This is a genomic window from Paraferrimonas haliotis, from assembly GCF_002282895.1.
GTDB classification, from domain to species: domain Bacteria; phylum Pseudomonadota; class Gammaproteobacteria; order Enterobacterales; family Shewanellaceae; genus Paraferrimonas; species Paraferrimonas haliotis.
The window spans coordinates 1-12,557 of the sequence record NZ_NRRB01000007.1; the positions used below are offsets into that span (position 1 = coordinate 1).

At 46.4% G+C, this 12,557-nt stretch carries 11 protein-coding genes; 3 read left to right on the forward strand and 8 right to left on the reverse strand.

All coding sequences use genetic code 11. The features are described from left to right. The first annotated feature begins 381 nt into the window (after positions 1-381). Positions 382-807, forward strand: a complete 426-nt coding sequence (locus CLC91_RS13040; protein ID WP_095499347.1) for an RNA recognition motif domain-containing protein — start codon at positions 382-384, stop codon at positions 805-807. A 54-nt stretch (positions 808-861) separates the two neighbouring features. On the opposite strand, the gene murI is transcribed toward CLC91_RS13040, so the two are convergent. Beyond that, complete coding sequence (gene murI, locus CLC91_RS13045) at positions 862-1,647, reverse strand: glutamate racemase (RefSeq protein WP_158220746.1); 786 nt, start codon at positions 1,645-1,647, stop codon at positions 862-864. Positions 1,648-1,786: 139 nt separating this feature from the next. Here murI and trmA point away from each other — a divergent pair, with 139 nt between their 5' ends. Then, the gene (gene trmA / locus CLC91_RS13050) at positions 1,787-2,887 is read left to right on the forward strand and encodes a tRNA (uridine(54)-C5)-methyltransferase TrmA (RefSeq protein ID WP_095499349.1); all 1,101 of its coding nucleotides are present in this window, start codon (positions 1,787-1,789) and stop codon (positions 2,885-2,887) included. Here trmA and fabR read toward each other — a convergent pair. Then, positions 2,884-3,489: an HTH-type transcriptional repressor FabR gene (gene fabR, locus CLC91_RS13055; protein WP_095499350.1), complete on the reverse strand. Its 606-nt coding sequence runs from the start codon at positions 3,487-3,489 to the stop codon at positions 2,884-2,886. The two genes, trmA and fabR, sit on opposite strands and share 4 nt — an antisense overlap. Before the next feature lie 169 nt (positions 3,490-3,658). Here fabR and CLC91_RS13060 point away from each other — a divergent pair, with 169 nt between their 5' ends. After that, positions 3,659-4,759 carry a fatty acid desaturase gene (locus tag CLC91_RS13060; protein WP_095499351.1) on the forward strand — a complete coding sequence of 367 codons (1,101 nt, stop codon included), beginning with the start codon at positions 3,659-3,661 and terminating at the stop codon, positions 4,757-4,759. Between the two features lie 60 nt (positions 4,760-4,819). Here CLC91_RS13060 and CLC91_RS13065 read toward each other — a convergent pair whose 3' ends face one another. The 6 genes from CLC91_RS13065 to ilvG all read right to left on the reverse strand — a co-directional run bounded on the left by CLC91_RS13065 (position 4,820) and on the right by ilvG (position 12,357). Next, positions 4,820-5,950 (reverse strand): pyridoxal-phosphate-dependent aminotransferase family protein, encoded by a 1,131-nt coding sequence (locus CLC91_RS13065; protein WP_095499352.1) that lies wholly within the window; start codon positions 5,948-5,950, stop codon positions 4,820-4,822. Between the two features lie 104 nt (positions 5,951-6,054). Beyond that, the gene (gene ilvA, locus CLC91_RS13070) at positions 6,055-7,587 is read right to left on the reverse strand and encodes a threonine ammonia-lyase, biosynthetic (protein WP_095499353.1); all 1,533 of its coding nucleotides are present in this window, start codon (positions 7,585-7,587) and stop codon (positions 6,055-6,057) included. Positions 7,588-7,613: 26 nt separating this feature from the next. Next, the gene (ilvD, locus tag CLC91_RS13075) at positions 7,614-9,464 is read right to left on the reverse strand and encodes a dihydroxy-acid dehydratase (RefSeq protein WP_095499354.1); all 1,851 of its coding nucleotides are present in this window, start codon (positions 9,462-9,464) and stop codon (positions 7,614-7,616) included. 33 nt (positions 9,465-9,497) lie between these two features. Next, complete coding sequence (locus CLC91_RS13080; protein ID WP_095499355.1) at positions 9,498-10,424, reverse strand: branched-chain amino acid transaminase; 927 nt, start codon at positions 10,422-10,424, stop codon at positions 9,498-9,500. A 20-nt stretch (positions 10,425-10,444) separates the two neighbouring features. Then, positions 10,445-10,702 (reverse strand): acetolactate synthase 2 small subunit, encoded by a 258-nt coding sequence (ilvM, locus tag CLC91_RS13085; RefSeq protein WP_179287581.1) that lies wholly within the window; start codon positions 10,700-10,702, stop codon positions 10,445-10,447. Further along, positions 10,702-12,357: an acetolactate synthase 2 catalytic subunit gene (gene ilvG / locus CLC91_RS13090; protein ID WP_095499356.1), complete on the reverse strand. Its 1,656-nt coding sequence runs from the start codon at positions 12,355-12,357 to the stop codon at positions 10,702-10,704. Before ilvG ends, ilvM begins: the two co-directional genes overlap by 1 nt. Between the last annotated feature and the right edge of the window lie 200 nt (positions 12,358-12,557).

The following is a 12,557-nucleotide window of genomic DNA, read 5'->3' on the forward strand; positions in this document are numbered from 1 at the left end:
CGCGTTTCCCTTCGACCGTCAAGTGCTTTTTGAAAACTTTTTTCAAGGCGCTTATTAGGTCGACTGACTCGGGCTTAATCAGTGGCTGTTTGGCCCTGTGCCGTGTCAGTGGATGCGCATTATAGGGCGCTGATTATTTAGCGCAAGGGGTTTTTGATCAAAAAGGATCAGTTGCTGATCATTTGCACACAAAACTCAATTTTTATGCAATATGGTTGGGTTTTAACCTAGCGCTACGATGCTAGAATTCGAGATTAGAAAATTTTGCAGAGAAATTAAGCGTATTTGCTAGTGGATAAGAGATTTTTTTATTAATATCAATAGTTGCGTAACAAAATTACGTTCATTCAGCCACATCATAACAACACAAGAGACAATAAAATGGCTAAACCATTACCAATCGCTGTCGTCATTGCACTTATTTGCGCAGCAGCAATTCAATTTATTCCAATCGAGATCCCCGCTTCAATAGCATTCTTAGTAGGCTCCACCATCTCTATCGCTGTCTATCAAATGACTGCACCCAGTCATGTTGGTGAGCAAGAAAGTATGACTCTTTATGTAGGTAACCTACCTTATCGTGTGCACGAGGGAGAAGTGAAAGCATTATTTGGGGAATACGGCACCGTCCAATCAGTACGCCTGGTACGCGATCGTAAAACCGGTCGTAGAAAAGGGTTTGGATTCGTAGAAATGCCGGAAGATGGTGCAAAGAAAGCGATGAATAAGCTTAACGATTTTACTTTCCAAGAACGAACACTAAAAGTTAGGGAAGCGAAATCTCAGGAGAATGAAGGAAAAAGTTAATACCTCCGCTCTTCTACAACAACCGCCATAATGGCGGTTGTTTTAGTTCACCCTCTAAACCGCATCGACCGACTCAAAGCCAAAACGCTGAATAGATCGAATTAACCCATCGGACAATAAGCTTTTGTCAGTACAGGCAGCACTCAAACAATTAGTGCTCGTGACAACTGGTGAGGTCGATAAGCCCATTAGATGGCTCACACGTTTTGCAATCGCGGTACCTGAATCAATCAGTTCAATGTCATTACCAATGACTTGGCGTATTTCATTAGACAATATCGGAAAATGAGTACATCCAAGCACAATGGTATCCGCATCAGACCCCATAACATCAGTTAATGCATGGCGTAAACGATTTAACGAAATCGCGTCTCCAGATAACTTTCGTTCTGCTAACTCCACAAGCAGCGTTGACGCGTATAAAGACACCTGAGCTTGGTCTGCATGGTCTTGAATGAGTTGCAAGGTGTAGTCGCGTCTGATTGTTGCCGGCGTTGCAAGCACGGCAATAGAATTGTTTCGACTCACTTTTGCAGCGGGTTTAATTGCAGGAACAACGCCAACCACGGGTCGCTGCAATCTCTTTCTTAAGTGAGGTAGCACCAGAGTGCTCGCCGTATTACAAGCAACAACTATCATTCCCGCACCTACCGCCTTTGCTTGTTTGCAAATCAGCTCTACGCAGCCAGATATCAGTTCATTGTCATCGAGAGCACCATAGGGCAAACGTGCGTTATCAAACACATAATGAACATCGATATTCGGTATTTGCTGTTGAATTTCGGCTAGAATGGACAGTCCACCAACACCGGAATCAAACACCAATAATGGTGATGACACAAACTTGCTCTCGTAAATAGTAGGTTGTCACGAATTTTTGCATAGCTGGCGCTAGGTTACAAAGGCTAATCAAATACTGGACAATTATTGGGCTTTCGCTAGTATTCGCATCGCCCCCTTAAAACGAATTGGATAATCCATGAATTTAGATGCAATCAGTCCAGACAATTACCAAGAACAATTGCAATCAAAAGGTACGCAACTAAGAGAGCAGTTTGCTCACTTCGATGCTCCAGCGTTAGAAGTTTTTGCATCTGAACCTAGCCATTATCGCATGCGCTCTGAATTTAGAGTGTGGCACGAGGGCGACGATTTGTTTTACATCATGTTTGATAAAAAGCTAAATCAGCGTGTTCGTACGAACCAATACCTGCCAGCCTCTAAGTTAATCAATCAAATGATGACGGCACTTATGGAGCAACTGCGTCCTAACGACGTATTAAGACGTAAATTGTTTCAGGTGGATTTTCTGTCGACATTAAGTGGTGAAATCTTAGTGAGTTTGCTTTATCACAAACCACTCGATGAGGAATGGCTACAACAAGCAAAACTACTAAAAGCTCAGTTGGGAAAGCAATTTCGTGTCAATATTATTGGTAGAGCACGCAAGCAAAAGGTCGTTATCGATAAAGATTACGTGGTTGAAGAGTTATTAGTAGACGGCCGCCACTTGGTGTACCAGCAAGTTGAAAACAGCTTCACACAACCCAATGCTAAAGTCGCCATTAAGATGTTGGAGTGGGCCATAGACTGTACGCGTGAAAGTGAGGGCGATCTATTGGAGCTGTATTGTGGTAACGGTAATTTTTCATTAGCTCTCGCTAAAAACTTTGAGCGCGTCTTGGCAACTGAGTTAGCAAAACCGTCGGTCGCGTCTGCACAATACAACATCAATGCCAATCAAATTGACAACGTCACTATTATTCGAATGTCAGCAGAAGAATTTAGCGACGCCATGGCGGGAACGCGCGAGTATAACCGGCTGAAAGGCGTAGACCTTAAAAGTTATCATTGCAATACCATACTTGTTGATCCGCCACGCGCTGGAATCGACGAAGAAAGCCTGCAATTGGTCAACCAATACGACAACATAGTATACATTTCCTGTAACCCAGATACATTGGAAGATAATATGCGTATTTTGTCAAAAACCCACCACATCGAGCGGTTTGCTTTGTTTGACCAATTTCCTTATACCCACCATAAAGAAGTGGGTGTATTGCTAAAGCGCAAAGCTTAATAGCGATTAGCTAACCCTTCTGCGCCCTTCACAACCATCCTTAATTGCAATACAAGTCGCTCTGTTAGCGGCTTGCGTTGCGATGATTTTAAATCCAAAGCTTCCGCGCCAGAATGAAATACTAGGGTAACTAAAGCTTCCGCTTGCGCCCACGCTGCGTCACTTGGGCGATCCGCCTGTTGTTCAATATAGTGGGCTAATTCTGCAATGAAATGACGTATTTCTCGAGCAACCGCGGCTCGAAAAGCTGGAGTTGTGCCCGAGCGTTCGTGCAGTAAGATACGGAATACGTTGGGATTAGAATCGAGAACTTCCATGAAGGTTTCTGCCGAAGTTCGAATGACGCTACCACCACTGGCAGCACGCTGTCGACCTTTGCGCATCAGTTGTCTCAGCGTTAAACCACCTTCATCAACCATGGTTAAGCCAAGCTCGTCCATGTCTTTAAAATGACGGTAAAAGGAGGTAGGGGCGATTCCAGCTTCTCGAGCTACTTCTCGTAGGCTCAACGATGAGAAGCTGCGCTCAGCACTTAACTGATTAAACGCCGCGTCAACCAAAGCTCGCCGAGTTTTCTCTTTTTGCTGTGCTCTTACACCCATAATTGTTTCCGATATTAACTGAACATTCAGGATGATAGCGCATCGCTGTAAAAATATCAGTACTCCGATCTCTTGCTAATTAGTAAATCTTTCTTGAAATATTGACGCGACCCACATAAATTAGCTTACAACTGTAAGCTCAAAATAATTAAGAAAAAAGGTAAGACTCATGAAAAAGCCGGATCTCATATGGCTTAACATATTTATATTTGCCGCAAGCGCTTTGGTCGCAATCGTTGGAGTACCTGTGTGGGCTGCTACAATTGGATTCGACGGATTTGAAATCTCTATTTTCGTACTATTTATCCTATTAAGTGGGATGTCTATTACTGGTGGCTATCATCGCCTTTGGTCCCACAAAGCCTATCAAGCCCACTCAATTGTCCGCTTCATCTACGCTCTTGGCGGCGCTTTGGCGCTGCAAAATAGTGCGTTGCATTGGTGCTCTGATCATCGCCGACATCATAAACACGTGGATGACAACGACAAAGATCCTTATTCTGCAAAAATGGGCTTTTTTTACAGCCACATTGGTTGGATGATTCGCGAGTACCAAGCACAGATCTACAGTGATTACTCCAATTGCCGCGACTTACAAAAAGACAAAATTGTTATGTGGCAGCATAAACACTACCTGTGGCTTGCTGCACTCATGAACATAGGGTTACCGTTGTTTCTTGGTTGGCTGAACGGGTCGATTTTGGGCATGTTACTGTTAGCTGGCGTAGCACGTCTGGTTATTGTGCATCACAGCACGTTTTTTATTAATTCGTTGGCGCACATTTGGGGTGGCCAACCCTACACTGATAAAAATACTGCAAGAGACAACGGCGTGTTGGCCATGCTTACCTTTGGAGAAGGCTACCACAACTTCCATCATATCTTTGAATACGATTACCGCAACGGCATCCGTTGGTTCCAGTTTGATCCAACAAAGTGGTTAATATGGAGTTTGAGCAAATTGGGGCTTGCACATAAGCTAAGACGCACCCCGCAGGAACGCATTGAAGCCGCAAAAGCCAAAATGCAATTGCAACGCAAAGCACAACATTTATGTAGGACGAAGGATGAAACCTTATTAAGTCGGTTAGAATCGGAGCACGAAATTCTGGTTGAACGCATGACGGCTTATTACTCTGCTAAGCGCGAGGCCATAGCCCAAGGCCGTTCAAAGATTAGCCAAGAGGGTAAGCAACAAATGGCTCAATTAGCATTGTCATTAAAACAGCAACGCGCGATTTGGATGCAGCTGCAGCAACAAGTAAAGTAGTGGTTAATCCATCAAAAAAGCTGGCTTGAGAGCCAGCTTTTTAGTTGGGAGAGATTAACCCTAACGCAACACTTGATTCAGTGCCTGCAGACACAAGGCGACATTTTCTTTACGAGCAGCGTAACCCATTAGTCCAATACGCCAGGCCTTTCCGGCCAAATCACCTAAGCCTGCGCCAATTTCTAAGTTAAACTCATTAAGTAAGCGGCTTCGAACCTTTGCATCATCAACTCCTTCAGGGATTGTGACCGCATTCAGTTGAGGCAATCGATATTGTTCGTCCACAATAAACTCGATGCCTAATTTGGTTAATCCCGTAGCCAAGTCTCGGTGCTGCTGACGGTGACGCGCCCACGCATTTTCCAGTCCTTCTTCAGCAAGCAGTCGCAGCGATTCATGCAGTGCATAGAGACCATTTACCGGAGCAGTATGGTGATAACTGCGCTTACCGTCGCCGCTCCAATAGCCCATGACCAAGGATTGATCTAAAAACCAGCTTTGCACCGGATGACTGCGATCTTGAATCTTTTGAACCGCCCGCGGTGAAAATGAAACCGGTGAGAGTCCTGGCACGCATGATAAACACTTTTGTGAACCTGAGTAGATGGCGTCAATGCCCCAATCATCCACTCTCAACTCAATACCGCCAAGTGATGTAACGGCATCGACAATAGATAAGCAATCGTATTGGCGAGCGATGGCGGCAATCGTTTGTACGTCGGAACACACCCCTGTTGAGGTTTCTGCATGCACTAATGCCACAAATTTTGCTTGTGGGTTTTGCTGTAATGCTTGTTCAACTTTTGCTGCTGAAACAGGTTGCCCCCATGGATCATCAACCACAACGGCGGTAGCACCAATGCGCTCGACGTTTTGTCGCATTCTTTCACCGAAAACACCGTTTCGACAAACAATAACCGTGTCCCCAGGTTCGACTAGGTTCACGAAACAGGTTTCCATGCCCGCTGAGCCTGGAGCCGATACTGCTAATGTCATCGGGTTGGTCGTTTGAAACGCGTATTGCAGTAAACTCTTTAACTCGTCCATCATCTTAATGAAAAGCGGATCGAGATGCCCAATGGTTGGCTTAGATTGTGCTGCCAGCACCTGAGGCGAAATGTCAGATGGGCCGGGTCCCATGAGCGTTCGTCTAGGGGGAAAAAATGTGGAAAATGCCGGTGCACTGATCATGTCGAGCTCCTTGTGAAAGCAAAAATCTGCAAGATAGCGAAAATCTAACAAGCCAATCTTCAGGGATAAAGCTACAAATCAATTTATGAGAGGTGATACATACATTAATGTTTGCTGGCTTGATTCAAAAATAATCGATAAGCCGGTGAGTCACTCTCATCTCGATAAACCAGCCCCAGTTCATCCAAAAATTGCATAAACTCTTTTTGGTCCGATTCTCGGGTTTCAAAGCCAACCAAAACCCTACCGTAAGCGGCGCCATGATTTCGGTAATGAAACAAGGTGATGTTCCAACGATGACCCAAAGTGCTTAAGAAGGTAAACAAAGCTCCCGGCGATTCTGGAAATTCGAAACTGTACAGCCGCTCACTAATGGGCGTTGGTGGGCAGCCTCCAACCATATAACGAATATGCTGTTTGGCTATCTCATCCTGTGTGAGATCGGTTACGGGGTAGTGATTTTGTCTCAATAATTCTATTACTTTGGGCAGTTCATCGGCCGCCTGACCTAATCGCAAACCAACAAAGATTTGCGCGCCTTCACGATCGGCAAATCGATAGTTAAATTCGGTTACCGCACGACCACCGAGCAACTTGCAAAAACTTAGAAAACTACCCGCGCGTTCAGGAATCGTTACCGCTAGAACCGCTTCTTTACCTTCCCCAAGTTCGCAACGCTCAGATACGTAGCGCAAGCTATGAAAGTTGACGTTGGCGCCACTGAGCACCGCCGCCACTTGCGTTACCGAGCCATCCGATTCATTTAAATACTTTTTAAGCCCCGCTAAAGCTAACGCTCCTGAAGGCTCTGCAATGGCTCTCGTGTCCTCGAAAATATCTTTTACTGCGGCACATATCTCATCGCTGCTTACCGTTATAACCGAATCAACACAGTGTTGAGCAATCTTAAAGGTATTACTGCCGATGCGTTTAACTGCTACTCCGTCGGCAAACAGTCCAACCTGTTCTAAATTAACAGGAGCGCCGTGTTCCAGTGCTGCTTTTAAACAACTCGAGTCGTGCGGCTCTACACCAATCACTTTTACGTGCGGCAACAATGCCTTGTAATAGGCTGCCATACCAGCAACTAGCCCCCCGCCCCCGACAGGGACAAACACACACTCTAGCTGTCGGTTTTGCTGCACCATCTCTTGCGCTACGGTCGCTTGACCGGCGATTACATCGGGGTCATCGAAGGGATGAATATAGGCTCGCCCGTGTTCTTCTGCGAGCTGTTTGGCATGGTCATTGGCCTGATCAAAACTGTCGCCATGTAAGACCACTTCGCCTCCAAAGCGTTTAACCGCTTCAACCTTAATCTCTGGTGTGGTGGTTGGCATTACGATTACAGCGTTGCATTGACGAGATGTTGCCGCTAAAGCTACGCCTTGGGCGTGATTACCCGCAGAAGCCGCAACCACGCCATTTTTCAACGTTTCTTTGTCTAAATGCGCAATGCAGTTGTAGGCACCGCGTAACTTAAACGAATGCACCGGTTGCTGGTCTTCGCGCTTTAACTGTATTTGACAAGCAAACCTTTGGCTCAACTTCTTCAGTGTTTGCAACTCTGTTTGCTTGGCGACATCGTACACTTTAGATAATAAGGTACGCTGCAAATACTCTTGGGTTAACGACATTAATGAAACTCCAAAAACAGATACCGTTATAAATGATCCAACTTGCTGAGATCGCGCACAGCACCTTTATCGGCACTGGTCGCTAATAACGCATACGCTTTTAGTGCTGGTGAAACCCTGCGCTCTCTGTTGTTCGCCTTATACGGACTGTTACTTTTTTCAATTACCTCTCGACGTCGGGCTAACTCGCTGGAATCCACAGCCAACTCGATGGATCGTTGCGGTATGTCGATATTTATCGTATCACCGTTTTCCACCAATGCTATTGCTCCCCCAGAAGCAGCTTCAGGAGAAACGTGTCCAATACTCAAGCCAGACGTACCTCCTGAAAAGCGACCATCCGTAATCAATGCACAGTCTTTTCCTAACCCTTTGGATTTCAGATAACTGGTTGGGTAAAGCATCTCTTGCATCCCCGGCCCGCCTTTAGGGCCTTCGTAGCGAATAACCACAACATGCCCTGCTTTCACTTCGCCTGACAAGATACCCGCAACAGCGTCATCTTGGCTTTCATAAACAATGGCTTTACCGGAAAAAACGAGGCAAGAATCATCGACACCGGCGGTTTTCACAATACAGCCATCTTCCGCAAGATTCCCACCTAAGACAGCCAAGCCGCCTTCTTGACTAAACGCGTTGGCGGCCGTGCGAATGCAACCATTTTGTCGATCCGTGTCTAAGGTGTCCCATCGACAATCTTGGCTGAAAGCTTGAGTGGTTGGAATGCCCGCGGGACCAGCTCGATAGAAATTTTTGGTACGCTCAGAAGCACTTTGCATAACGTCATATTCCGACAGCACTTCAGCTAAAGTGCCACCAGCAACATGATTAACATCGGTATGCAACAGATTAGCCCGCTGCAGCTCACCCAAAATGGCCATAACCCCACCGGCTCGATGCACATCTTCCATATGATAATCCGGCGTGGATGGAGCCACTTTACACAGGTGAGGTACTCGCCGTGACATACGGTCAATATCTGCCATGGTAAAGTCAACCTCAGCTTCTTGAGCAGCGGCTAACAAATGCAATACCGTATTACTCGACCCACCCATCGCAATATCCAATGCCATGGCATTTTCAAAGGCATCAAAATTGGCAATATTCCTTGGTAAAACGGAACTATCATCGTCACCATAATAACGTTGGCACAGGTCAACTATGCGCTTGCCGGCGGTTAAGAAAAGTTGCTCTCGATCAGCGTGCGTTGCCAACATAGAGCCGTTGCCGGGAAGTGATAACCCCAACGCCTCTGTTAAGCAGTTCATCGAGTTTGCCGTAAACATGCCTGAGCATGACCCGCACGTTGGACAAGCGCTGCGCTCAATCGCCTCTGAATCTTCTTGCGATACTGACTCGTCGGCTGCAGCAACCATTGCATCGACTAAGTCCAGTTTAATTATCTTATCGGAAAGCTTAGTTTTACCGGCTTCCATAGGACCACCGGAGACAAAGACTACCGGTATATTTAAACGCAATGCGGCCATTAACATGCCGGGGGTAATTTTGTCGCAGTTGGAAATGCATACCATGGCATCGGCACAATGTGCGTTTACCATGTATTCCACTGAATCCGCTATCAATTCGCGGCTTGGAAGGCTGTATAGCATGCCGCCATGCCCCATGGCGATGCCATCATCAACGGCAATGGTATTAAACTCTTTCGCTATGGCGCCGGCTTCTTCAATTGCGCCGGCCACCAACTGCCCCATGTCCTTTAAATGAACATGGCCGGGTACGAATTGCGTAAACGAATTCACCACAGCAACTATTGGCTTTCCAAAGTCTTGATCTTTAACTCCGGTGGCCCGCCATAGTGCGCGAGCGCCTGCCATATTGCGTCCTTGGGTACTGGTAGCTGAACGAAGCTTTGCCATGATGAATTCCTTAAATTTGCTGAATGCTAATGATTAGTCGTTAACGTAGTGCAACCAACCCCATTTGTCTTCTGTGGTTCCGTTGAAGAGTCCGAAGAAGGCTTTTTGCATTTGCTCTGTGATTGGGCCGCGTTTACCTTCACCCACTTGAATCTGGTCAACACTACGCACCGGTACAATCTCAGCAGCGGTTCCCGTCATGAAAATTTCATCAGCCAAGTACATAGACTCTCTTGGCATCGCTTGCTCCACCACTTTAAATCCAGCTTCTTTAGCCAATGTCATAATGGTGTCACGCGTGATCCCAGGCAAAATTGCAGCGGTAACCGGTGGCGTGAATAACACCCCATCTTTAACAATGAATAAGTTTTCGCCTGCACCTTCAGAAATGCAGCCGTTGTTATCTAAGGCGATGCCTTCGTTATAACCATGACGCTTGGCTTCTCGGGAGATTAATTGCGAAGACAGATAGTTGCCACCCGCTTTGGCGCCAGTAGGCATGGTGTTTGGTGCTAATCGATTCCAAGAAGTCACTGCAACATCAACCCCCTGCTCCATGCTTTCTTCACCGAGGTAAGCTCCCCATTCGAATGCTGCAACAATAACTTCTGCCTGAGCATCTAGCGGTGGCGTCAGCCCCAACCCTACATCACCAATAAACGCCATGGGTCTTATATAAGCACTTTGCAGTCCATTTTTGGATACCGCTTGCTTACAGGCCTGATTAATATCTGCCTCAGAATAGGGCACATTCATGCGATAAATTTTCGCCGAGTCAAATAATCGTTTGGTATGCTCCGTTAAACGGAACACTGCAGGCCCTTTTGGGGTGTTGTAAACCCGCACGCCTTCAAATACGGAAGAGCCGTAATGCAGTGCATGTGACATCACATGAACCGTCGCTTCTTTCCATGGAATTAGGGAACCGTTAAACCAAATAAACTCTGCGGAGGTAGACATCTTTTTTTTATTCCTATTTGCTAAGCGGTAGCGCTCGATTGCAGACTGTCCAAATGTGCAACTTGGCAGTCCATTACGTCAACTAATTTAATCAGTTGCAAGCGTAATAATTCTATTGATCGTTCTGAGTGAACGTTCAAGTTCATCACACCTTGACTGCTATTAGGGTAACGCATATCCATTTCGGTTACCGCAAAACCACGATGCCGTGTCACTCTTAAAATCCGCTCTAACACCTCTGGGCGTGAACGAAATTGTACAGTAAGTTGATGATCCATCAGTTTTCCTCCATCATTTCGCTGTTGGGTGCGCCGGGTGGCACTAACGGCCAAACCAGTTCGTTTTCGGGGATGCAAACGTGTAATAAAAAGGCCTTGTCGCTATTCAATAATGCATCAAGCCCTTGTTCTACTTGTTCAGAGCGTTCTATTCTCATGCCATCAATGTCGAACGCCTTCGCTAACGTAACAAAATCCGGGTTATCCGTAAGTGTGGTTTCGCTGTACCTTTGTTCGAAAAATAACTGCTGCCATTGCCGCACCATCCCTAAACGTTGGTTATCCATGACAACTATTTTTAATGGCAGTTGCTTACGCTTCACGGTAGTGAGTTCTTGCACATTCATCATAAAACTGCCGTCACCGGATATGGTGACAACAGTGGCCTGAGGTCGTGACACTTGAGCCCCTATGCCTGCTGGTAAACCAAAGCCCATAGTACCTAAGCCACTGCTAGAAAGATGATCTTCGGGACGACGAAACCACATGTGCTGAGCAACCCACATTTGATGCTGCCCTACATCACAACTCACCACTGAGTCATGGGGTAACCTATCAGCAATGTTTTTAAGCAAACTCGGAGCATGGATTGGGGTTTCAGGGCTTAACTTCGGGTAGTACCAAGCAAACTTCTCTGACAATTCGTCGCAATATTTTCGCCAGGACTGAACTGAGCATGGTTGACCAATGGCACTCAACAGGCTACCCAAATTTCCAAGCAGCGATACATCGGCTTGACGAAGTTTGTTAACCTCCGCTTGGTCGATATCAATGTGAATCACTTTTGCTTTGCAAGCGAACTCTTCTAGTTTGCCGGTGACACGATCATCGAAGCGAGCGCCCGCTACAATCAGTAAATCGCATTCTTGAACGGCTAAGTTCGCGGCTTTGGTGCCGTGCATGCCTAACATGCCCAAAAAGCCTGGAGTGTCTGGTTGTAAGACGCCGATACCTTTCAATGTGGTAACAGACGGCATCCCTGTGGTCTCTAAAAATTGCTTAACCTCTGCGGATGCTCCTGCACTGGCAACGCCACCTCCTAAGTAAAGCATGGGTCGCTTCGATGCCGTTAACAAGGCTTTGGCGGCATTAATTGACTCAGTGGGCAAAGATTCGGGATCATTGGCCGCCATTAAAGGAGCTTTGTATTCCAACTGTGCCAGTTGAATATCTTTTGGCACATCCACCAGTACCGGTCCTGGACGTCCACTCGCCGCCAATTCGAATGCCTGATAAAGCGTATCAACCAGCTCATCAACTGATTCCACCATGAAACTGTGTTTGGTGCAGGAGAGCGACATACCGAGCACATCAACTTCCTGAAAAGCATCGGTACCAATTAAATTCGAATGTACCTGCCCAGTAATTGCCACCATGGGTATTGAATCCAAAAGGGCATCTGCCAATCCGGTGACTAAATTGGTAGCACCAGGACCTGAGGTCGCAATACACACCCCCGTTCGGCCGCTAGCTCTCGCATGGCCAAGCGCAGCAAACGCTGCTCCTTGCTCGTGACGACAGAGTAAATGCTGCAACTGCTGCTGTCGGTGTAACGCGTCATAAACCGGCATGATAGCACCACCTGGGTATCCAAACACTGTGGATACTCCATGCGCAGATATCACCTTCATTATCGCTTCAGCGCCTGTAATCATTTGAGCTTCCTTTTGGCATAAAAAAACCCCCGTTCCTTTCGGAGCGGGGGTTTTTCTGGTTTCTTTGCCTTAGTTTTGGCTAAAACCCATCCCCCGCTTGGAGATAATAATCACCACGGTAATCACTAGCAGTACTAGTTGGGACAAGGTCAAACTAAGCTTATGTATATTCATAACTTAATAATTAGCAAAGCCTTCAT